The following is a 22113-nucleotide window of genomic DNA, read 5'->3' as shown; positions in this document are numbered from 1 at the left end:
CGGAAATGACAGAAAGCGAGCGACTCGCGGATCAGCCGGCCCGGCACTGGTCAGTCGGGCGCCGCAGTCTCGCGCGCAGCACCGGTACGACTCCGCGGACGCCGGCGGCCACGCGCAGGGCCAGTGAGCCCGAGTGGGTGGCGTACGGCCGGACCAGGACCACGCCGTGCCGGGCGCTCGGCACCGCGCGGCGGCGCAGCAGGCCCGGCCCGGCGAGCGCGTGCGCGGTGACGCGGCGGCTCGAGCCGTCCCGGAAGCGCACCCGCAGCCGCAGGTCCCAGGCGCCCGCGCCGAGCGCGGCCAGCCGGTCGAGGCGGAGGGGCGCGGCCGCGACCCAGGTGCCGTCGGCGGCCACCCGCAGCGGCAGGGTGTCACGGACCACGGCCTCCGCGCGCTCCCGGTGGCGCCACTCGAGCTCCACCGACACCGGTCCCGCCCGCCCCACCCGGCCGTAGAGCTCGTGCAGGCGCAGCCGCAGGCCACGCGCGCGCGGACGCAGTTCCGCGTCCACGGCGAGCGGGAGCAGGGGCGCGGGCCGGTCCGGCAGGGGCTCCAGGGTGACCCCGGGCAGCTCCGCCGACCAGCACGGTGTGCCGTCCCGCGCGCGGGCGTACGGCGGGTACAGCCGGGCCGGCCGCGCCGCCAGCTCCCGCAGCCGGGGCAGATCGCGCGGCCCGGGGGAGGCCAGCACCACCCGCCCGATCAGCCGGCCGGGGGCGACCGGGTCACGGGCCCAGTCGGCGGCGTCGTACTCCGCGAGGAACTCCCGTGTGTGCGCCCACCACTCCCGCCGGTACCCCTCGTCGCGCAGGGGCAGCTCACGCGCGTACATACGCAGCTCGTGGTCGAGGAACTTGGCCCGCGCCCTGCGCGCCAGCCGTTTCTGCCCGGCGTCCAGCAGGATCTCGTGGGCGGTGCGGCACGCGTGGGTGCGGGCCCGCCAGTTGCCGATGCCCGCGCGGTCCAGCGAGATCGACAGCCGCCGCGCGGACCGGCGGACGTGCCAGACGTACACCCGCTGCGGGACCAGCGCCACGCGCGGGGCGGCCGCCCACACCCGCGCGGTGAACACGACGTCCTCGTAGGGGAAACGGCCGTCGGGGAAGCGGATGCCGTGCGCGCGCAGGAAGGCCGTGGCGTAGAGCTTGTTGACGCACAGGGTGTCGTGGACCAGGCGCGGGCGCAGGGCGGGCCGGGCGTGCACGGCGGGCGCCGCGTACAGGCCCGGCTCCCATGGCACCTCGCGCCCCGAAGGCAGCTCGCGGCGCACACACAGGCCACCGGTGACCTGCGCGTCCGCCGCGGTCGCCGCCGTGAGCAGGGCGTCCACCGCGCCGGGCGGCAGGACGTCGTCACTGTCCAGGAACATCACGTACGGCGAGGTCACCGCGGCGAGACCGGTGTTGCGCGGGGTGCCGCAGCCGCCGCTGTTGACGGGGCACCGGATCACCCGCAGCCGGGGTTCGCGGGCGGCGAGCCGGTCGAGCAGGTCCGCGCTGCCGTCCGTCGAGCCGTCGTCGACGGCGACGACCTCCCGTACGGCGGGGCCCTGCCGGAGTGCCGAGCGCACGGCGTCGGTCACATGGGCGGCGTCGTCATGGCCGATGACGACGACGGCGACGGCCGGGGAGAGGTGGGGGCGCATGGCATCCTCAGGGTGTTATGGGCTGATTGTCAGCATTCTGTTCATCAGTACCCCGGTACCCCGGCCGGATGGCGCCCCCGCTCGGCCGCTCACACGTGGGAGGCCGTCACGCCCGCGCGCAGCCACCGCACGACCTCAGCGGCGCTGTACGGACCCCCATCGGGCGCGAGATGGCGCAGGAACCCCAGGTCCTGGCCGATGGTGACGACGGGCGGTTCCACCACGCCCCGTGGGCGCCGCTGCCCGAGGCCGACGGCGGCCAGCAGCCCGTTGCACAGGCAGTGCCGCCCCTCGGTCCGCTCGGCGTCCCCGCCCTTGCGGACGTACGCCACCCGCGGTTCCGCCGGGCAGCGGTAGCCGATGGCGCCCTGCGGGGTGCGGTAGGGAGTCCGCAGATAGCCGAGGTCGCAGACGCGGGCGCGGGCGGCGCCGACGCCGGGGTCGGACAGGGTGCCGGGCAGGTCGGCGACCTTGAAGGGGAAGCCGGTCGGAGAGGCCGCCGGATCGTTGCGCACCCGCAGTCCGCCGGTCAGCTCACGCTCGATCAGCCGCCGCCGCAGCCCGGTGTCCATGCCGGACTCCTCGCAGAGCGCGAAGACGCTGCCGAGCTGGACACCGGCGGCACCCGCCGCCCTGGCCTCGCGCAACTGCCGCGGTCCGCACTGGCCGCCGGCGATCCAGAACGGCAGTCCGAGGCGGGCCATCTTCGCGAAGTCGGGGACGTCCCTGGGGCCGTAGACGGGTTCACCTGACTCGTCCAGGCCCAGCGGTCCGCGGGGCGGGGCGCTGTGGCCGCCCGCGCGGTGGCCCTCGACGACGAATCCGTCCGGCCGGGTCTCCTCGTCGCGGTTCAGGTACGAGGCCAGCGCGGGCAGCGAGACGATGGCCAGGACGCGGGGGCGGCGCAGCCGGCCGACGCGGCCCGGATCCGCCCCGCGCAGCACCGAGGAGGGGTCGAAGCGCAGCTCGTGGGGCTGGTCGTCACCCGCCACGTCCACCCGTACGGTGACCGGTTCCGACCGGGCGAGACCGTCGGCGATCCCGGGTATCTGCGCGGGGATGCCCGCGCCGACCAGGACGTAGTCGACGCCCGCCAGGATCGCGCCGAACAGTGCGGGCACGGTGGCGAGCTGGAGCTTCTCCAGGTAGTTGATGCCGACCGGTCCGCCGTGGCCCTCCTTGGCGAGCCAGACCTCGCAGAAGTTGGCGGCCACGGTCAGTGCCCGCGCGGGGCACGCCTCGTCGGCGGTCGTCATGGGGGTGGCCGCGAACCGCTCGCCGGGTCCGATGCCGCCCTCGACGAAGTAGCGCTCCCGCAGCTCGGCGGCGAGTGACGGTACGGGGAAGGCGGCCAGCGCCCGCCGGAGGTGACCGCCCGGGTCGCCGCTCTGGAGCACCCGGATCAGCAGGGTGTCGAGAGCGGTACCGGAGACGACTCCCAGCTGCCCGGTGCGGGCGACCGCGCGGGCGAGCCGCCGGCCGGACACCCCCACACCCATGCCGCCTTGGATCAGCCAGGGCGGCTCGGCCGCCGTCCGGGATTCGTTCATGCGGTCCTCGCAAGGGTGGCGGCAGGACCGGGGTGACGCACCGGGTCCGTACCGGCGTATCCGTGAACTTACGGTTCCGTAAGCTACGGCATCGTAACCTACGCAGGCGTAGGTTACGGGGAGTCCGGTCTCTGCGCGCCTTCCGCCGCGGCCGCCGCCGCGTCCAGTGCCGTGGTGAGCCGCTGGAGGACGGCGCTCAGCTCGCGGATCTCCTCCACCTCGAAGCCGGTCGCGGCCGCGATCCGCAGCGGCACCTCCAGGGCCTGCCGGCGCAGCGCGGTGCCCTCCTCGGTGGGCCGGACCTCCACGGACCGCTCGTCGCGCGCACTGCGCTCCCGGCGCACCAGGCCGGCCGTCTCCAGTCGCTTGAGCAGCGGGGACAGGGTGCCGGAGTCCAGTCGCAGATGCTCGCCGAGCTTCTTCACGGGCAGCGTGCCGTGCTCCCACAGCACCAGCATGACCAGGTACTGCGGATAGGTGAGCCCGAGGTCCTTGAGGATCACCCGGTAGACACCGTTGAAGGCGCGGGAGGCCGCGTTCAGCGTGAAGCAGACCTGCTGGTCTAGGCGGAGCCAGTCGTCCGCGGAGCCCGGTGCCGGGACCGTCGCGGGTGGGGGGCTCGGGGTGGCAGTCATGCGTCCAGCGTAGCGCTAGCGAGCCATTTGGTTGCGCGCAATTAAATTGCGTGCTCTACTTGTGGTCGTACGGCAGCCGGACCCGCCCCGGGCCGGCCGTGTCACGATTGAAAAGGGAAGGTCCTCCCATGGACGCGCTCTACACCGCTGTCGCCACCGCCACCCACGGCCGTGCCGGCCGGGCCGTCACCTCCGACGGCAAGCTGGACCTCGGCCTGAGCATGCCCGTCGAGCTCGGCGGCGACGGCGTGGGCACCAACCCGGAGCAGTTGTTCGCGTCCGGTTACGCGGCATGCTTCGGCGGCGCCCTCGGCGTGGTCGGCCGGGCGGCGAAGGTCGACGTCAGCGACGCCGCGGTGACCGCGGAGGTGGTCCTCGGCAAGCAGGGCGAGGGCTTCGCGCTCGCCGTGACGCTGCGCGTCGAGCTGCCCGAGGGCATCGAGGAGGAGACCGGCCGCAAGCTGGTCGAGCAGGCCCACCAGGTCTGCCCCTACTCCAACGCCACCCGCGGCAACATCCCGGTCGACCTCGTCATCGAGTAACCGGCGGCGGGCTCAGCCCCCGACCCGCGCCAGCACCTCCCCCGTCCGCCGGCTCCACGTCACCACCACCGCCTCCCCGGGCACCCGCTGTCCGGGGGTCAGCAGCAGCCAGCGCGCGTGGTACCGGCGGACGACCGCGGCCCGCTCGGCGCGGGTCGAACCCGGATCGAGATACGCCCGCACATCGGCCACCCGCCGCAGCCGCTCCCCTTCGTCCAGCGAGGGGTCCGGCCAGGCGGGCGCCGCGAGGTTCGGCCCGTATCCGGCGATCGCGTGGACGGCGTAGTACCCGTCGGTGATCACCACCTCGCCCGGCCCGATGTACCGCGTGGCCCAGACGTACGACGGCCAGTCCGGCGGCCGTTCGAAGCCCGCCGGCAGCACCGCCCCCGCGTGCACGGTCAGGAACCCGGCGCACGCGCCCGCCGCCGCGGCCCCGCCCAGCAGCCGCCGCCACACCGGCCACGGCCGGGGCGCCGCCAGCTCCACCGCCAGCGCGAACTGCAGCGGCGCCAGGGTCAGCCCGAGGATCCTGCCGTAGGTGTAGTGGCCGCCGAGCCAGCCGTACGCCACCACGAGACAGTCCAGTACGAACATCAGCACCAGCGGATCGCGCCACGAGGTGCGCCGGGCCCGCAGCCACAGCGCGGGCAGCCCCAGCAGCGCCAGCCCGAACTGCCCGCCGAGGTCCAGATACAGCCGCCGGTGCATGGCGTCCACGCTGTCGTCGCCGGCCAGCGCGAACACGTCGAAGTACGGCCAGGACGCGGCCGCCAGCAGCGCCACCGCCCCCGTCAGCGCCCACCGCGCGACGACCGCCGGCCGCCACCGGCGCTGCCAGCCGGTGACCAGCGCCACCGCCCCCAGCACCGCCGCGACCGACGTGATCGGATGCACCAGCAGGATCACCCCGTACAGCACGCCCAGCGCCGCGTACCCGGACACCGGCCGCAGCCCGCTCGGCCCCACGTACCGCACGGCCCCCGCGTCCCGCGCCCGCGCACCCGTCAGCGCCCACGCCCAGAAGGTGAGCCCGATCGCGAAGGCCGACGGGTAGGACAGATTGCCGGTCATCGACATCACGTTGATGAAACCGCTCCACCAGGCCCGCTCCACCCCCCACAGCAGTGACATCGCGCCCAGTGCCAGCACCGGCGCCCAGGGGCGCGGGGTCAGCACGCGCACGCAGCGGCCGATCCCGGTCAGCAGCACGATCAGGTTCAGCGGCCCGGTGAGCCGGAGCACCTCCCAGCCGCCCAGCCCCGTCAGCCGGGCGGCCACCCCCTGCGCCAGCGCGAACGGCGAGTAGTAGGGGCTGCCCGCCCCCGGCAGGTCCGCCATCGGATGCCGGGGGTTCAGCAGATCGTCCCTGAGGCGCTCGACGACGGCCGCGTGCAGCCCGGCGTCACAGCACAGCGGCACACTCCAGTACGCCAGCGACATCATGATCCAGAACAGGAACCCGAAGAACTGGTACGGGGTCGGGCGCCAGGTCCGGTCGCCGCGCAGCGCCGTGGCGCCGTGCCCGGGTCCGCGTACGAGGACTCCGGAGCTCATCGGATGACGGGCAAAGGGGGCATTGTGGGCATTTGTCGTATGTTCCCGAAACGATCAACGACATGACCTCTCCTCACTCCAACGAGTGAACGGGGCAGGTCAGCGCGCCGGCTCCACCGGAACCCCCTGCGTCGGCACCACCGCCCGCAGCACCACCGGCTCCAGCAGCAGCGGCACGCCGAGCACCGGCAGCAGCCAGGCCAGGACGATCAGCCGGTCGCCCCAGATGTTGATGTCCGGATGCCCGGCCTGGTTGAGGAACCCCGTGCAGGCGGCGGCCACCAGGAAGGCGCCGAACGCCGGCCGCCGCCGCGCCCCCAGGACACCGGCCGCCAGGAACGCCACGAACAGCGGCTCCCACAACCGCCGCCGCAGCCACTCCGTCCAGAAGTTCCCCTGCAACTGGAAGAACTCCGCCCACGGCCGCTCCCGGTCCGGACGGGCGAAGTGACCGGTGAGCAGATCCTGCACGCTCTCCGACACCGACGGATAGTGCAGCAGCCGGGCCAGCAGTACCGTGCCCAGCACCCCCGCACACCCCGCCGCCGCGAGCGCCACCACCCCGCGCCCCGCCGGAAGACCCCGCCACCGCCGCCGTACGGCGACGACCGCGCCCGCGACCGCCAGGCACAGGCCGAGGAACAGCGCCTGCGAGTGCTTGACGGTGAACAGCGCGAGCAGCGCCCCGTACACCAGCGCCGGACCCCGCCGTCTCCCGCGCCCCTCGAGGAGCAGCGCACAGCCCCACAGCACGGCCAGGGTGAGCGCCAGCAGCAGCCCCTCGGTCATCGGGCGCATCGCGGTCGTCCCGCACGGCAGCACCATGAACAGCGCCTGCCCGGTGAGCGCGAGCGGCACCGAAAGCGCCAGGGTGCGCAGCACCAGGAAGGTGAGCGCGCCGCCCAGACAGGTGACCGCCACGCCCGCCGCCCAGACCCCCCACGTCACCCCTAACACGCCGACGAACGGCGCCAGGAACACCGGGTAGCCGGGCCGCGTCTCGAAGATCCGCATGAACCGCTCCGGCATGAACGGCACGGTGTGCCCGCCGGTCTCCCCGGCCGCCAGCCGTGCCTCCACCTGCCGCCACTCCCGCTCCCGGCACTCCCGCAGAACCTCCGGGGCGGGGTCCGGGGCGTGGAAGCGCACCACGTTCACGTTCTGCCCGCGGTGCGCGATCACCGCCCGGCCCGCGCAGTAGTAGTCGATGGTGGCGGCCGCCGCGTCCCGCTTGTCCGCCCCGGTCAGGCTCAGCGCGTACGACAGATAGTTCTTGCTGTCGGGCGTGTCCCGGCCGGTGACGTTGGCGAGTTGCAGCAGCGCGAACACGCCGGCCAGCAGCAGGACCCAGGCGCGCGGCCTCACGACGGGGCCGGCAGGCCGGCGCCGGCGCCCTGGGACGGCACCGGGACCGGACCGGCCGCCGCTTCCGGCATCGGCTCGCCCAGCATCAGCGTCCGCACCACCCGCTCGGCGGCCCGCCCGTCGTCGAACTCGCAGAACCGCTCCCGGAACGCCGACCGCAGCCGGGCCGACTCCCCGTCCCGCCAGGTCCCGGAGCCGAACAGCCGCGCCAGCTCCCCGTGGGAGCGCGTGACATGGCCCGGCGCCTCGGCCGTGATGTCCAGATAGACGCCCCGGCCGGCCCGGTAGGCGTCCCAGTCGTCGGCGTGGAGCACGATCGGCCGGTCCAGAAGGGCGTAGTCGAACATCAGGGCCGAATAGTCGGTGACCAGCACATCGGAGGCGAGCAGCACGTCCTGCACCTCCGGTTCGTCCGTGGCGTCGACGAGCACACCCCGCCGGTGCAGCTCCGTGAGGCCGAGCCCGCGCGCCGGTCCGGCGGCGAGGGAGGGGTGCAGACGGACGACGAGGGTGTGGCCGGGACCCAGATCGGCGGCGAACCGGGCCAGGTCGATCCGCTCCACCAGGCCGTCCCTGCGGTAGTCGCGGCGGGTCGGCGCGTACAGCACCACGGTGTCGCCGTCGGGGACACCGAGCCGTGCGCGGACCGCGCGGCCCCGCTCCTCGGGCGCCGCGACCAGGACGTCGTTGCGCGGGCTGCCGGTCCGTGCGGAGGCGAAGTGGCAGGGGTAGGCGCGTTCCCACACCAGCTCGGAGTGCCGGTTGGCGACCAGGCTGTGGTCCCAGCGGTCGGCCCGGCGCAGCATCCGCGGTACGTCGGTACCGAGCCGGGCGCCGGGCCGGCCGAGAAGATCGGCGCCCATGTACTTCAGGGGGGTGCCCTGGTGGGTGTGGATGTGCACGCTCCCCGGGCGTTTGACCAGCGAGCCCGGCCAGTTGACGTTGTTGACGAAGTAGGTGGCCCGCCCGGTCACCCGCCGGTACTCGGGCGAGTCGAGCAGCACGTAGTCGGTGTCCGGCGGCAGCGCGGCGGCCCGCTCCTCGTCGGCGACCACCCATACGCCCCTGATGTGCGGGGCGAGTTCGCGTGCCGCGCGGTGGATCGCGGCCGGGTCGCCGAGCACGCCCCGGTGGGAGAACGCCGAGTACACGGCGAGGTCCGGGTCCAGGGAGTGGGGGAGCGCGGCCCGGGCGCGGGCGTACCGTGCCGCCGAGGCCGTACGCGTCCGACGCGCCCGCCGTCCCAGCTCGCGTCCGGCCCTTCCCGCCTGCCGCCGCAGGACGTACCCGGCGTAGCTCCCCTCCAGCACCCGCAGTTCGGCGGGGACCGGCGCTCCGTCCGGCCGGTGCGCGCGGAACATCTCGGCCGTACGGCGGAAGAACTCGCCCCGGTCGGACGGGGGCAGCCGGTCCGGCTTGGAGAGGATGTCGAGACAGTGCTCGCCCATCTTCGCGTGCAGGAACGGCCGCCAGTGCGCGAGCGCCGGGCGGGCGTCGACGAAGCGGAACACCCGCGCGTACTGCTCGTGGACGTCGAAGTGCTTGCGGCTGGTGGTGGACAGGATGCTGCCCCGGCGGCGCTGCCGGTAGTACACGCAGATCCGGTCCAGGGTGGCGACGCGCTCCGCGCTGAGCAGCACCGGGAACGTCCAGGGGGTGTCCTCGTAGTAGCCGGGCGGGAAGGTGAAGCCCTCCCGTTCGACGAAGTCCCGGCGGTAGACCTTGTTCCACACCACCATCAGCAGATCGAGGATCTCCGGCCGCTCGGCCGCCGTGAACACGTCGTCGACGGCGAGCAGTCGGGCCAGCGCATTGCGGCGGGTGCCGCCCCACCAGTGGGTGCGGGCGTAGTCGAAGACGAGGACGTCCGGGTCGCCGGTCTCGTCGATGCGGTCGGCGAGGGCGCGCAGCGCGCCCGGGGTGAGGGTGTCGTCGCTGTCGAGGAAGAACAGGTAGTCGCCGGTCGCGTGCGGCATCCCGGCGTTGCGGGCCCGGCCGAGGCCCACGTTCTCGGGCAGTCGCAGGACCTGGAGGCGGTCGTCGCGGGCCGCGTACGCGTCGAGGATCGCCCCGCACTCGTCGGGCGAGCGGTCGTCGACGGCGATCACCTCGATGTCGCGGTACGACTGCCCGAGCACCGAGTCGAGGCAGGCGTGCAGATATCCCCGCACCTTGAAGACGGGGACGATGATGCTGAAGCGGGGCACGTCAGCTCCTCACCAGGGTGGCGGCCGCGGGAGCGGGGACACGCTCCGCGAGCGGGATCACGGGCGGCAGGGCCTCGGGCGGCTCGCCGAGCAGCACCCGGCGCACGACCCGTTCGGCGGCCCGTCCGTCGTCGAACGGGCAGAACCGCTCCCGGAACCGGGCCCGCAGCGCGGCCGACTCCGCGTCCGCGTACGAGCCGTCGCGGAACATCCGGGCCAGTTCGCCCGGGGTACGGGCGACCCGGCCCGGCGGCTCCGCCAACAGGTCGAAGCAGACGCCCCTGGTCTCCCGGTAGACGTCCCAGTCGTCGGCGTACACGACGATCGGACGGTCCAGATTGGCGTAGTCGAACATGATCGACGAGTAGTCGGTGATCAGGACGTCGGCGGCGAGGCAGACGTCCTCGGCGGAGCGGTGCGCGGTGACGTCGATGACCCGGCCGGTGTTCCCGCGTGCGCCCCGGTCGTAGAAGTAGTGGGCGCGCAGCAGGACGACGACGTCCTCGCCGGCCGCCGCGCAGAACGCCTCCAGGTCGAGACCGGTCTCGAAGCCGGTGTGGTGGTCGCGGTGCGTGGGCGCGTACAGCACCGCCCGCGCGCCCTGGGGGATGCCGAGTTCCGCGCGGACACGGGCCACGTCGTCGGCGCCGGCCGTGCAGTACACGTCGTTGCGCGGATACCCGTACTCCAGGTGCTCGTAGGAGCCGGGGAAGACGCGCTCCCACACGCGGGTGGAGTGCGGGTTGGCGGAGAGGTTGTAGTCCCAGCGGTCCACCCGGCCCAGCAGCTTGGTGAAGCTGCCGGACGCGGCGGCCACCACCGGGTACGTCGACTGGTCGATGCCCATGGTCTTCAGCGGGGTGCCGTGCTGGGTCTGGAGATGGACGCTGCCGGGCCGTTTGACCACGCCCTCCGCGAAGTTGGCGTTGTTGACCAGATACGTGGCGCGGGCCAGCACCTCCCAGTAGCGGTGGCTGCCGATGACCGCGTACTCGACGCCGTCCGGCACGGTGTGCGCCTGGTCGGCCTCCACCAGGAACACCGAGCGCAGGTGCGGGGCGAGTTCGCGGGCCTTGGCGTGGATCGCGGCCGGGTTGCAGGCGTAGCCCCGGCCCCAGTAGGCGCAGTACACGACCAGGTTCGGATCGAGGGGACGGCGCAGCCGCGTCCGGTACCGCAGCCGGGTGCGCAGCCCGTGCGGGCGCGGCAGCGGGGCCACCGCCCGGGTCACCGCGCGACGGACACCGCGCAGGGCGGCGAAGGCCTCGTACGAGCCGGACGCCAGCAGCCGGTGCTGCACCCCGAGGCTGCCGGGCGGCGGCCGGAACCCGGCGGGGCGGTGCCGGCGGTACAGGGTGCTCGCCCGGCGGAAGAAGGCCCGGCGCCCCGACGGCAGCCGCCGGGGATGCGCGGCCGTCTTCAGTACGGCGGTGAAGAGCTGTTCGAACAACGGCCCCGACCGCTCGGCGGACAGCCCCAGCCCGGCGGCCCGTACAAGTGCCAGCTCCACCTGGTCCAGGAGTTCGGCGTGGTGCTCCCCGGGCAGGTTCAGCCGGCTGCCCTGCCGCCGCACCAGATGCCGTACGACGACCGACCGCAGCACCGCGACCCGCCCGGCGCCCGCCATCGCGACCCCGCCCCAGCCGACATCCGTGAAGTGACCGTCAGGAAAGACGAGTTCGCGCTCGGCGACGAACGCGCGCCGCCAGGCCGCACTCCACGCCGGGAGGCTCACGCCGGTGAGATGCGGGGCGTCCTCGGGCGCGAACGCGCCGTCCGGGGTCCGCGCCAGGAGAGGCGCGGCCGGGTTGGCGGGCTCGCCCTCCCACCAGGGCACCCGCTCGTGCTCGAAGTGCAGCACGTCCACGGGGCCGGTATCCGTCAGCCGCCCGTCCAGCGCCGCCAGCGCACCCGGCACGAGAACGTCGTCACCGTCGAGGAACAGCAGATACGTCCCCGTGGCCGCCCGCAGTCCCGCGTTGCGCGCCCCCGCGAGTCCGGCCGACGGCGGCGCGTGCACGGGCGTCACCCGGGAGTCCCGCGCGGCGTGCCGGGCGGCCACGCCGCCGGCCGGGGAACCGGGTGCTTCACAGACCGGGATCAGCTCGAAGTCGCCGAAGGACTGGGCGAGGACCGAGTCCAGCGCCAGTCCCAGCCTGCCTGCGACCCCATGGGACGGGACGATGATGCTGAAGCGGGGCATTCTCTTCTTTCCGTAGCGGATGTCTGGCGCCCTCAGCGGGAGGGGCGCCGGCCGGGCCGCCCCGCCGGCCGCCAGGTGGACGGCCGGGTCGGGGTGGGCCGCGACGAGCCGGAGGGCATGGGTACTCCCTGTACGTGGGGGAAAACGGCGGTCAGCCGTGGTCGGTGACGGTCCGCAGGCCGGCGGGCTGCTGCGGCGGCACCGTGGTGAGCGACGCGGGACCGGTCATGTCGGCGGCGGACGGCACCGGCCGGCGCTCCCCGGGCGGGACCACCCACGCCGGCCCGGCCTCGCCGAGCCAGACCCGCCGCACCACCCGCTCGGCGGCGCGGCCGTCGTCGTACGCGCAGAAGCGCGCGCGGAAGTCCGCCCGCAGCCGGGCGGAGCGGGCGCCGCACCAGTGCCCGGTGGCGAAGATGTCGATCAGTTCGTCCGCGCTGCCCGCGACCGCGCCCGGCGGGAACGTCCGCGGGTCGAAGTAGGCGCCGCGGGCGGCCTCGTACGCCTCCCAGTCCTCGATGTACAGCACCACGGGCCGGTCCAGCCCCGCGTAGTCGAACATCACGGGGGAGTAGTCCGTGACGAGGACGTCCGAGGCCAGGCAGAGCGCGGTGAGGTCCGGGTGGCCGGTGACGTCCAGGACCCGGTCGGAGGCGGCCTCCCGCGGCCCGCGGTGCGGGTGGTGGGCGCGGGACAGAACCACGAAGCGGGGGCCGAGGCGGCGCACCAGGCGCTCCAGGTCGAGGAGCTGGGGCTGGGTGCGCCGGTAGTCGCGGTGGGCCGGCGCGTACAGGATCGCCACCGAGCCCTCCGGTACGCCCAGCGACTTCCGCAGCCGGGCCACGTCCGCCGCGGTCGCGGTGTGGAAGCGGTCGGTGCGCGGACGGCCGTACTCCAGGGTGGTGTAGCGGCCGGGGCACACCCGCTCCCAGGTCAGGGTGGAGTGGCGGTCGGCGGAGATCACGTAGTCCCACTGGTCGACGCCCCGCAGCAGCCGTGCGAAGTCGGTGCCCCGGGCCGCCGCCGGACGTTCGAGGAGATCCAGGCCCGCATGCCCGAGGGGGGTGCCGCGCCGCGTCTGCACCACGACCTGCCCCTTGCGCTTGACCAGCCCCGGCACCACGTCGGCGTCCGTCACCAGATACGCCGACCGGGCGAGCGCGCTCCAGTGCGCGGCCGTCCCCGGCACCAGCCGGGCGGTGGCCGGCGGAACGGTGTGGTGGTACTCGGGACGGGCCACCCACGCCGTGCGGATGTGCGGCACGAGATCGCGCAGCGCGGACTCCAGCGCGCCCGGGTCACCGCCGTGACCGCGGCCGCCGTGCACGGTGAACACGGCCCGGTCGGCGCGCAGCGGCAGCAGGCGCTGGACGCGGTAGTGCAGGCGCAGGGCGGCCCGCCCCAGGGCGCGCGGCAGTCGCCCCGCGATCCGGGTCCACCTGCGGCGCAGGGCGGCCGCCAGCCGCAGCGACCGGTAGGTGCGGTGCAGTCCGAACCGGACCATCGCGTGGTGCGCGCGGGCGCGCGTGGACACGGGCGCGCCGGGCGTCCGGTAACGCCGGTAGTGGGTACGGGCCCGGCGCAGGAAGGCGGTGCGCGAACCGTGCGGCAGCCTGTCCCGGCGGGCGTACACGGTCACCAGATGGTCGACCATGCGGCGGAACAGCACCGGCCGCCAGCGCCGGAGTTCCGGCCGCTCGTCGAGGAACGCGAAAACCCGGTCGTACTGGTCGAAGACGTCGAAGTGCCGCTCGCTGGTGGTGCGCAGGATGCCGCCGGTCCGCCGCTGCCGGTAGTGCACGCACACCCGGTCCAGGGTGGCGATGGAACCCGCCGTCATCAGGACCGGGTACGTCCACGGGGTGTCCTCGTAGTAGCCGGGCGGGAAGGCGAGGCCCGCCCGCTCGACGAACTTCCGCCGGTACGTCTTGTTCCAGGCCACCATCAGCAGGTTCAGCAGCCCCGGCCGGTCCGCGAGCCGGAACGGCGCGGGCCCGGCCTCGCCGAGTTCGGCGGCGGCCCGGTTGCGGACGGTCTCGCCCGACCAGTAGGTGCGGGCGTAGTCGTAGACCAGGACGTCCGGCTCGCCGGTCTCCTTCAGCCGGTCGGCGAGGGCGAGCAGCGCGTCGGGGGTCAGGGTGTCGTCGCCGTCCAGGAACACCAGGTAGTCGCCGGTCGCCCGCTCCATGCCCGCGTTGCGGGCGGGCCCGAGGCCGCCGTTCTCCGGCAGGTGCACGGCCCGTACGCGCGGGTCGCGGGCCGCGAACTCGTCGATCACCGCACCGCAGGCGTCCGGCGAGCAGTCGTCGACGGCGATCAGTTCGAGATCGGGATACGACTGGGACAGCACCGAGTCCAGGCACTCGTGCAGATACGCCTGGACCTGGTACGCGGGGACAATGACACTGAACCTGGGCAAGGGGCGTCCAACGGTCGGTGCGGGTGCTCTGCCCGGCAACGGCCGCCCGCCCGACTTGGTTACGCGCCCTGCGGCATCCGGGGGACAACCGTCACACGAAGGGGCGGCCCCGGACGGACGCGCCCCCTCAACCCGGCATTGCGTTCGGCTACTTCACCGCGCCCGCCATGACACCGGAGACGAACTGCCGCTGGAACGCGAAGAACACGACCAGCGGGACCACCATCGAGATGAACGCGCCGGGTGCCAGGACGTCGATGTTGTTGCCGAACTGCCGTACCTGCGTCTGCAGGGCGACCGTGATCGGCTGGCTTCCCGAGTCGGTGAAGATCAGCGCGACCAGCATGTCGTTCCACACCCACAGGAACTGGAAGATACCGAGCGCGGCGATCGCGGGACCGGCCAGCGGCATCACGACCCTGACGAACAGCCGCAGTTCGCCCGCGCCGTCCAGCCGGGCCGCCTCCAGCAGTTCGCGCGGGATCTCCGCGAAGAAGTTCCGCAGCAGGAACACCGCGAACGGCAGACCGAAACCGACGTGGAAGAGGATCACCCCGGTCAGTGAGCCGAAGATGCCGATGGTGCCGAAGAGTTCGGCGATCGGGATCAGCGCCACCTGTACCGGCACCACCAGCAGCCCCACCACCGCGAGGAACCACCAGTCGCGGCCCGGGAACTCCATCCATGCGAACGCGTATCCGGCCAGGGAGCCGATCACCACCACCAGCACGGTCGCCGGGACGGTGATGTACGCCGTGTTCAGCAGCGAACCGGTGATGTCGTCGTTCTTCAGCAGGGTCTCGTAGGCGCCGAAGGTGAGCTGCGACGGCTCGGTGAACACGTTCCACCAGCCGTCGGCGGCCATGTCCTCCGGCGTCCGCAGACTGGCCAGCAGCAGCCCGACCGTGGGGACCAGCCAGAACAGCCCCACCACGATCAGGAACACGCGCACCAGACCGCCGCCGACCCACCGGCTGAGCCAGGAGCCGAGCGGCTCATCGACCCTGGCGACCGGAGCCGCCTTGACGACGCCGCTCATCGCCGCACCTCCCGCCGCAGCCGCCTTACGTTGAACCACATCACCGGGATGACGAGCAGCAGCAGGAACACCGCGATCGCGCTGGCGATGCCCGGCTGGTCCGACGCGAAGCCCTTGCGGTACAGCTCCAGCGCGAGCACGTTCGCGTCGTCCTGGGACGAGCCCGGCGCGATGATGAAGACCAGGTCGAACACCTTCAGCACATTGATCATCAAGGTGACCGTGACGACCGCCAGGACCGGCGCCAGCAGCGGCACCGTGACACGTCTGAACACCTGCCACTCGTTCGCGCCGTCCACCCGCGCCGCCTCCAGCAGCTCCCGGGGCATCCCCGCGAGCCCGGCCGCGATCAGCACCATCGCGAAGCCCGCCCACATCCAGATGTACGAGCCGATGATCGCAGGCGTGACCAGGGACGGGCCCAGCCAGTCGAGGCCGTTGTACGGCTGCGCGAAGTTGTCCGCCGGCAGCCGCAGCAGGGCCCCGTCGGCCTTCGACGAGAAGGAGAACGTGCCGTCGTCGCCCGCCGTGGCCGTCTCCACCACCTCGCCGTCCTTCACGGCCTCGATCCTCATCCCCGGATAGCCGAGCTCGGTCGCGTCGACACCGTTCAGCGTGCCGACACCCTTGCCGCGGGTGAAGTCCTGCCAGGTGGTGCCGGTGATCCGGTCGTCCTCCGGCTTCGGGGATGCCGCCCGCCGCGCCTCCTTCGGCATCAGATCCGGGGCGACACCGACGAGCGGCAGCGTCACCGTGTCACCGGCGCTCACCGCCGACGTGGTGATGAACGCGCCCCCGCCGGCCGGCTCAAGCGGCGACTCACGGCCCGGGTGCGCCTTCGGGAACGCCGACGACTGGGCGAAGGTGTCGTGCACCCCCACCCACACCGCGTTCGCCACGCCCTTGTCCGGGTCCTGGTCGTACACCAGACGGAAGATGATGCCGGCCGCCAGCATCGAGATCGCCATCGGCATGAAGACGACCAGCTTGAACGCCGTGCCCCAGCGCACCCGTTCGGTCAGCACCGCGAAGACCAGACCGAGCGCGGTCGCGACCGTCGGCGCGAACACCACCCAGAGGACGTTGTTCCGCAGGGCGGTGCGGATGCCGTCGTCGGTGAACAGGGCCTCGTAGTTGTCGAATCCGGCGAAGCCGTCGCCGGACTGGTCGTAGAGGCTGCGGACGACGGAGTACCCGATCGGGTAGACCACGAGCGCGCCGAGCAGCACCAGCGCGGGCAGCAGGAACAGCGCCGCGACGGTCCTGCGGGTCCCGGTGACGCTCCTGCGCGACTTGGGAGCGGAGGGGGCTGTCCTCGGTGCCCCTGCCGCCGTGTCCGACGTCATCGCCGGATCAGTTCCCGTACGCCGCGGCCGCGTCGGCCTCCAGCTTCGCCTGTGTGCCGGCGATGTCCCCCGGGTTCTTCAGGAAGTCCTGCAGCGCCTTCCACTCGCCCTTGCCGGGTGTGCCGCCGAAGGCCTGCGGGGCCTGGTCGGACATGTCGAAGCGGAAGTCGTCACCGGACGCGACCAGCGCCTCGGCGATCTTCCTCTGCACCTCGTTCGGATACGCCGACGGGTCGACGTTCTTGTTCGGCGAGAGGAAGCCGCCCAGCTTCGCGTGGATCTGCGCCGCGTCCGGCGAGGCCAGGAAGGTGGCCAGCGCCTGCGCCGCCTTCGATTCCTCCAGGATCACGGCCGCGTCGCCGCCGGAGACCACCGGCGCGGTGTCGCCGACGGCCGGGAACGGGAACACCTTGGCGTCCGTGCCCACCTTCGCCTTGGTCTCACCGATGTTGACCTGCGCGAAGTCGCCCTCGTAGACCATGCCGGCCTTGGGCTGGTCGCCGCCGGTGAAGGTCTGGGTCACGGAGGTCGGGAAGTCGGTGCCGAGGGCGCCGGTCGCGACGTAGTCCTTCTTCCCCCAGATCCCGGCGAGCGTGGTGAGGGCCTCCTTGACGGACGGGTCCGTCCACTTGATCTCGTGCCGGGCGAGCTGGTCGTACTTCTCCGGGCCGGCCTGCGAGAGATAGACGTTCTCGAACCAGTCGGTCAGCGTCCAGCCGTCCGCCCCGCCGACCGAGAAGGGCGTGACACCGGAGTCGTACACCGTCTGCGCGGCGGTGAGGAGTTCGTCCCACGTCTTGGGCTCGGCGGCGCCGGCGTTCTCGAAGACCTGGGCGTTGTACCAGATCAGCGACTTGTTGGCGGCCTTGTAGTAGACGCCGTACACTTTGCCGTCGATCGTGCCGATGTCCTGCCAGCCCTGCGAGTAGTTCTCGCCGAGCTCCTTGACCGCGTCGGCGCCGAGCGGTTTGGCCCAGCCCTTGTCGACGGCCTGCTTGATGGCGCCCGGCTGCGGCAGCATCGCCACGTCCGGCGGGGCGCCGCCCGCGACCTTCGAGCCGAGGAAGTTGATGATCGGGTCCTGGGCGGGGACGAAGGTCACCTTGGCGCCGGTGCGCTTCTCGAACTCGGCGAGGACCTTCTTGAAGTTGGCCTGCTCGGCGCCGGTCCACACGGCGGCGACCTCGAGGCTCTCGCCGTCCAACTTCGGCAGGGTGACGGTGGTTCCGGTGTCGCCGGTGCCCTTGTCCTCGTCGCCGCCGCCACTGTCGTCGTCGCCACCGCCGCACGCGGTCAGCGAGACCGCGAGCACCCCCGCGGCGAGCGCGGCGGCACCACGTATCCGGATGATCCTGCTCGTCCTGCGCATCACTGCCCCGTTCTTCGTACGCCGTCGAACGCCGAGCACTGTTCCCGTGCGCACTGGTCTACGCCCGGGGGATGGGGGTGGCAAGACCGCACCCCACGTCAACCTCACGATCGTAACCACGCCGTGACCCCACGTCACCACATCCCACACACCCGGGCCGCGTACCCCCCACGTGCACCCCCACGGCTGGGGCGGGGCGATCCGAACGGCTGGGTCGGCGATCCGACCCCGCAGTCCGCGGACACCCGCACCGCTGGGGCGGCGACCCCACCCCCGCACTCCGCGGGCAGTCGTGCCGCAGGGCGGCACGGGTGGGCGCGACGGCACCCCGTTGGCGCCGGGCCGCGCGACCCACCCCCCGGCCCACCCCCACGCGCCGCACCCGCAACCAGCTCAGAGCAGCGACGGAACCTCCGCCGCCGAAACCTGCCGCGCCGCCCGCTCCAACGCACTGGCGAGCAACGCCAGATCGGTAGGCCCGTTCCCCAGCTCGCGAACCTGCCGCCGAGCCGGCGGATCCCCCATCCGATGCCACTCCAGCGGCACCACCGTCGGCCGCAGCGTCGCCGTCCGAGGGATACGCCCGGTCACCCGCCCGCCCTGGAACACCGTCTCCCACCCGTCCGCACGGGCCAACCGCCCCCGCCCCGGCGCCGGTTCGTCAGGACCACCCCCCGGCACCACCGCATCGAGCACCACCCGCAGCGACGCCCGCCGCACCGGCTCCGTCTGCGCCGTACGCGCACACGGCCCGGTGGCCGCGACCAGATGCACCCCCAGCCGCTCCCCGTCCCGCGCCACCGCCTCCAGCGCCCGCATCACCGATCCGGCGGCGGGCCGCCCCGGCGAGCCGAGCGCCGGGGACACCAGCGCGTCCAGGTCGTCCACGACCACCACCAGCCGGGGCAGCGGCGGCGCCGGCTCCGCCCTGCGCCGGTCCCCGCCCGGCCGCAGCCGCAGCGTCGAACTGGGCGGACTGTCCAGGTCCCCGTTCCGGTCCTCGCGGGACGCGGCCGCCGTGCGCTGGGCGACCATCCGGTCCGACAACTCCCGCCCGGTGTGCCACTCCGCGAAGTCCGACCGGCCCAGCAGCTCCGCGCGCCGCTTCAGCTCGGCGCTCAGGGACTGCGCGAACTCCCGCATCCGCACCGGGTCGTGGGCGGACAGATGCGTGGTGACATGCGGTACGTCCGTACACACCCCCAGTCCCTCGCCGGGCGTGGCGTCCGGCGAGGGGACGCCCCGGCCGTCGACCAGCACGACGGCCAGCCGGTCGGGACGCTCGGCGGCGGCGAGCGAGGCCACGACCGCCCGCAGCAGTTCCGTACGGCCGCTGCCGGACGGCCCCTCGACCAGGAGGTGCGGTCCGTCGGCGGCGAGGTCGGCGGTGACGGGCCCGCGCGGGCCGGCGCCGAGTATGGCGGTGACGCGTCCGCCGAGCGCCTGGGTGTCGTCGGCCGCGTCCGCCCAGCGGGCCATCAGCGAGGCCGGGGTGGCGCGGGCCAGGCCCAGCTCGTCCAGCAGGCGCGCCGACCGGGGCAGCGGCGCCGACACGCGCGCGTGCCGCTCCCCGCCGGTGCCGTCGGTGCGCAGGGGTGCCAGCGCCCGCGCGAAGCGTTCCGCCCAGGCGGGGGAGACCGCGTCGACCGTCGCGAGGGTGCCGTGGCCGACGGGGCCGGTCCCGCCGATCCGCAGCAGCCGCAGGGTGGTCGCCACGTCCCCGCTGAGCAGGGCGACGGCCCCGCACTGCCGGAACGTCGGCGCCACCGCGCAGGCCGCCTCGTACGTCTCCGTCACCGGGGACGACGGGGAGGCGGCGGCCGTCTCGGCGAGACACACCACGTGGATACCGGCCCGCGGCCCCTCCAGGGCCAGCCGGGCCATGGCCTCGCGCACCTCCGCACCGCCCGGGTCGCCGTCCACGACGACGACGGTGTACGGCCCTCGACAGCCGTCGGATATGCGGGGCGCCGTGTGGTCGTGGTCCTCCAGCCGGCGCAGCAGCTCCTCCGCGCGGGCCGCCGCCTGATCCCGGTCGTGCGCGAGCAGCAGCCGGCAGTCCTGCCCGTGTGCCGGGCGTACATGCGGCAGCCAGCCCGCCCAGGACCACTCGGCGGTGCGCTGCGCCAGCGGGCGGGAGTGGTCGGCGGCGATCAGGACGAGTTCCAGCGAGTCGGGGGAGTGCAGCGCGGCGAGCTGTGCGACCACCGCGCGGGCCAGCCCGGCGAGCCGCTCACGCGGGCCGGCCAGTCCCAGCGCGCCGGCCTCGCGCAGGCCCGACGTCACCGGTACGGCGGGCAGCAGTCCGGAACCGTCCGGCGCCGGCCGGTCGGCCGTACCGAGCCGCACCGCGAGCGCCTCGGGGTCGTCCGGCCCGCGCTCCCACAGCCGGGGGCCGGGGCCCAGCGCGGTCAGCAGCAGCGTGGCGGGGTCCGGCCAGGTCTCGGGCAGTACGGGGGCGACGTGCACCGGTTCGGCGGCGAACCCGGCCGGCTCGTCCCCGTACGCGTCCCGCGCGGAGGTGTCCTCCCGCTCCTGCCGTCCCCCGGCCAGCCGCCGGGCCCAGGCGCCGATCCCGCCGCGCCTGCGGGCGGCGGGCGGCCGGGGGAGGCCGGTGGCGCGCGGAGGGGTGCCTTCGCGGGGGGCGGCGGGTGTGCCGTCGACACCGCCGCGGAGGCCGTCGTACCGGCCGTGCTGTCCGCCCCGCTCGGGCTCGTCCGAGCGGGCGGGCCGCTCGGGCTCGTCCGAGCGGGCGGGCCGCTCGGCGTGCGGTCCGGTGCCGGGACCGTCGTCGGCGTACCGGCCGTACTCCCCGCCACGTGTGCCGTCGTCCCCGCGGACGGAGCCCTGTCCCGGCGCCCCGCCGTGCCGCGCCGCGGCGGGTGACTCGTCCCGGGAGTCGCCGTGCGCGGCGTCGGGGCCGCGTCGACCCGGAGCGACGGTGCCGTGACCGAACCCGGGATCGAGGGGACCGCTCCCCGCGTGCGTCTCGTCACCGGCGGGCCGGGGCCGGGACACCCGCCGCCCCTTGGGCATACGCGGAACGTCGTCCCCCCGGGTCACGACCCGTACCGGCCGCCGGCCGGTGGTGCCGTCCGCCCCCTCGGTGTCCGGCGCACCGCCCTGTCCCGGCACCCCCGGCGTACGCCCCGCGCGCGGGTCGGCCGCACCGGACGCGTGCTCCTCAGCGGCGCCAGCGGACGCGGCCCACTCCAGGGAGCCGTACGCATGATGCGTCCCCGCGCGAGGGCCGGCACCCGGTTCCGTCCGCACGCGTGCGGACGCGCCGGTGTCCTCGCCCGCCCGCGCCCCCGGTACCCGTACGTGCCCCTCGCCGTCCGGTGTCGTCGCCGCACGCGCGCGGGGTCCCGCCGCCGGGGTCAGCCGCAGGGCCGACTCGCCGATGCGCAGCAGCGCGCCCGGGGTGAGCCGGATCGGGCGGGGGCCGACGCGCCGGCCGTCCAGGGTCGTGCCGTTGGTGGAGTGGAGGTCGGCGACCGAGACACCGCCGTCCGGGGCGACCGTCACCGCGCAGTGCAGCCGGGAGACGTCCGGGTCGTCCAGCGGCACGTCGGCGTCGGCGGAACGGCCTATGCGGATCTCCCCGCCGTGCAGCAGATGCACCCCGCCCGCATCGGGACCGGCGACGACATGCAGCCGCGTGGGGGTCCCGTCCAGCTCGGGATGCGGCTCGGGTTCACCGGGGGCGCCCACGGCCAGCACCGCGCCGTCGATCAGCGGCGGCTCTCCCAGCGTGCAGCGCTGGGCGTCGAGCCGCAGGTCACCGGCGTACAGCACCGGGGTGCCCGACGAGCCGTCCGCACCGGAGACCGCCGAGGCCAGCGCGGAGGCGACCGCGGCCAGGGCCGTGCCCGCGGGTGCCGTGACCAGCACATCGCAGCTCGCCGCCCGCTCCCGCGCGGGGGAGGAGGAGCCCAGCGGGTCTACGACGGTCAGCCGGATCTGCATCGCCGTCAGCGGTCCCTTCTGCGAGGGCGCCCGCGACGCGGGGGGACTCGGCCGGCCCGCGGTCCCCCACCGTGGACTTCCCCCACCGCCACACGCGCACGTACGGCCAGTACTGCACGCATCCTCGCACCTGCCACCGACAACGCGCCCGCCTTCCACCATCAAATGATCTTGATTGGTCGGCTCTGCCCGCAAAAGTGCCTGACAGGTGAGGAGTGAATGATCGTTCCGGCGTCACTTGAGATCGGTCACGTTCGGCATACGGCA

General features: G+C 74.1%; 13 protein-coding genes. 1 reads left to right on the top strand and 12 read right to left on the bottom strand.

Annotation, left to right across the window (positions count from 1 at the left end):
- Positions 1–31: 31 nt before the first annotated feature.
- The 3 genes from ACGFR9_RS34485 to ACGFR9_RS34475 form a co-directional block, all read right to left on the bottom strand.
- Positions 32–1645 carry a glycosyltransferase gene (locus ACGFR9_RS34485; protein WP_393216736.1) on the bottom strand — a complete coding sequence of 538 codons (1614 nt, stop codon included), beginning with the start codon at positions 1643–1645 and terminating at the stop codon, positions 32–34.
- A gap of 89 nt (positions 1646–1734) precedes the next feature.
- Positions 1735–3195, bottom strand: coding sequence for a nitronate monooxygenase (locus ACGFR9_RS34480; protein ID WP_393216734.1), 1461 nt, complete (start codon positions 3193–3195; stop codon positions 1735–1737).
- A 113-nt stretch (positions 3196–3308) separates the two neighbouring features.
- A complete protein-coding gene (locus tag ACGFR9_RS34475; RefSeq protein ID WP_393216732.1) occupies positions 3309–3830 on the bottom strand; it encodes a MarR family winged helix-turn-helix transcriptional regulator in 522 nt (173 codons plus the stop codon).
- Positions 3831–3958: 128 nt separating this feature from the next.
- Between ACGFR9_RS34475 and ACGFR9_RS34470 the strand changes: the two genes are divergently transcribed.
- Entirely contained in the window at positions 3959–4372 is a 414-nt protein-coding gene (locus ACGFR9_RS34470; RefSeq protein WP_393216730.1) for an organic hydroperoxide resistance protein, read from the top strand.
- 12 nt (positions 4373–4384) lie between these two features.
- Here the strand turns inward: ACGFR9_RS34470 and ACGFR9_RS34465 are convergent, their stop codons facing one another.
- The 9 genes from ACGFR9_RS34465 to ACGFR9_RS34425 form a co-directional block, all read right to left on the bottom strand.
- The gene (locus ACGFR9_RS34465) at positions 4385–5929 is read right to left on the bottom strand and encodes a hypothetical protein (RefSeq protein ID WP_393216728.1); all 1545 of its coding nucleotides are present in this window, start codon (positions 5927–5929) and stop codon (positions 4385–4387) included.
- Between the two features lie 99 nt (positions 5930–6028).
- Positions 6029–7294 (bottom strand): hypothetical protein, encoded by a 1266-nt coding sequence (locus tag ACGFR9_RS34460; protein ID WP_393216726.1) that lies wholly within the window; start codon positions 7292–7294, stop codon positions 6029–6031.
- A complete protein-coding gene (locus ACGFR9_RS34455; protein ID WP_393216724.1) occupies positions 7291–9501 on the bottom strand; it encodes a CDP-glycerol glycerophosphotransferase family protein in 2211 nt (736 codons plus the stop codon). The genes ACGFR9_RS34460 and ACGFR9_RS34455 overlap by 4 nt, the downstream gene beginning before the upstream one ends.
- Position 9502: 1 nt before the next feature.
- Positions 9503–11704, bottom strand: a complete 2202-nt coding sequence (locus tag ACGFR9_RS34450; protein ID WP_393216723.1) for a CDP-glycerol glycerophosphotransferase family protein — start codon at positions 11702–11704, stop codon at positions 9503–9505.
- 151 nt (positions 11705–11855) lie between these two features.
- Positions 11856–14123, bottom strand: coding sequence for a CDP-glycerol glycerophosphotransferase family protein (locus tag ACGFR9_RS34445; RefSeq protein WP_393216721.1), 2268 nt, complete (start codon positions 14121–14123; stop codon positions 11856–11858).
- 148 nt (positions 14124–14271) lie between these two features.
- Positions 14272–15162, bottom strand: a complete 891-nt coding sequence (locus ACGFR9_RS34440; protein WP_393216719.1) for a carbohydrate ABC transporter permease — start codon at positions 15160–15162, stop codon at positions 14272–14274.
- The gene (locus ACGFR9_RS34435; RefSeq protein WP_393216717.1) at positions 15159–16508 is read right to left on the bottom strand and encodes a carbohydrate ABC transporter permease; all 1350 of its coding nucleotides are present in this window, start codon (positions 16506–16508) and stop codon (positions 15159–15161) included. The genes ACGFR9_RS34440 and ACGFR9_RS34435 overlap by 4 nt, the downstream gene beginning before the upstream one ends.
- A gap of 7 nt (positions 16509–16515) precedes the next feature.
- Complete coding sequence (locus ACGFR9_RS34430) at positions 16516–17877, bottom strand: ABC transporter substrate-binding protein (RefSeq protein WP_393216715.1); 1362 nt, start codon at positions 17875–17877, stop codon at positions 16516–16518.
- 393 nt (positions 17878–18270) lie between these two features.
- Positions 18271–21846: an FHA domain-containing protein gene (locus ACGFR9_RS34425; RefSeq protein ID WP_393216713.1), complete on the bottom strand. Its 3576-nt coding sequence runs from the start codon at positions 21844–21846 to the stop codon at positions 18271–18273.
- Positions 21847–22113 lie beyond the last annotated feature (267 nt).

Origin of the sequence: Streptomyces sp. NPDC048584 (genome assembly GCF_043199595.1) — a bacterium.
GTDB lineage: Bacteria > Actinomycetota > Actinomycetes > Streptomycetales > Streptomycetaceae > Streptomyces > Streptomyces edwardsiae.
This window is presented reverse-complemented; position numbering and strand designations above follow the sequence as displayed.

Bases quoted from the DNA above. Each gene is read 5' to 3' on its own strand.
- ACGFR9_RS34485 (WP_393216736.1), bottom strand. From the start codon at position 1,645: ATGCGCCCCCACCTCTCCCCGGCCGTCGCCGTCGTCGTCATCGGCCAT.
- ACGFR9_RS34480 (WP_393216734.1), bottom strand. From the start codon at position 3,195: ATGAACGAATCCCGGACGGCGGCCGAGCCGCCCTGGCTGATCCAAGGC.
- ACGFR9_RS34475 (WP_393216732.1), bottom strand. From the start codon at position 3,830: ATGACTGCCACCCCGAGCCCCCCACCCGCGACGGTCCCGGCACCGGGC.
- ACGFR9_RS34470 (WP_393216730.1), top strand. From the start codon at position 3,959: ATGGACGCGCTCTACACCGCTGTCGCCACCGCCACCCACGGCCGTGCC.
- ACGFR9_RS34465 (WP_393216728.1), bottom strand. From the start codon at position 5,929: ATGAGCTCCGGAGTCCTCGTACGCGGACCCGGGCACGGCGCCACGGCG.
- ACGFR9_RS34450 (WP_393216723.1), bottom strand. From the start codon at position 11,704: ATGCCCCGCTTCAGCATCATCGTCCCGTCCCATGGGGTCGCAGGCAGG.
- ACGFR9_RS34440 (WP_393216719.1), bottom strand. From the start codon at position 15,162: ATGAGCGGCGTCGTCAAGGCGGCTCCGGTCGCCAGGGTCGATGAGCCG.
- ACGFR9_RS34435 (WP_393216717.1), bottom strand. From the start codon at position 16,508: ATGACGTCGGACACGGCGGCAGGGGCACCGAGGACAGCCCCCTCCGCT.
- ACGFR9_RS34430 (WP_393216715.1), bottom strand. From the start codon at position 17,877: ATGCGCAGGACGAGCAGGATCATCCGGATACGTGGTGCCGCCGCGCTC.
- ACGFR9_RS34425 (WP_393216713.1), bottom strand. From the start codon at position 21,846: ATGCAGATCCGGCTGACCGTCGTAGACCCGCTGGGCTCCTCCTCCCCC.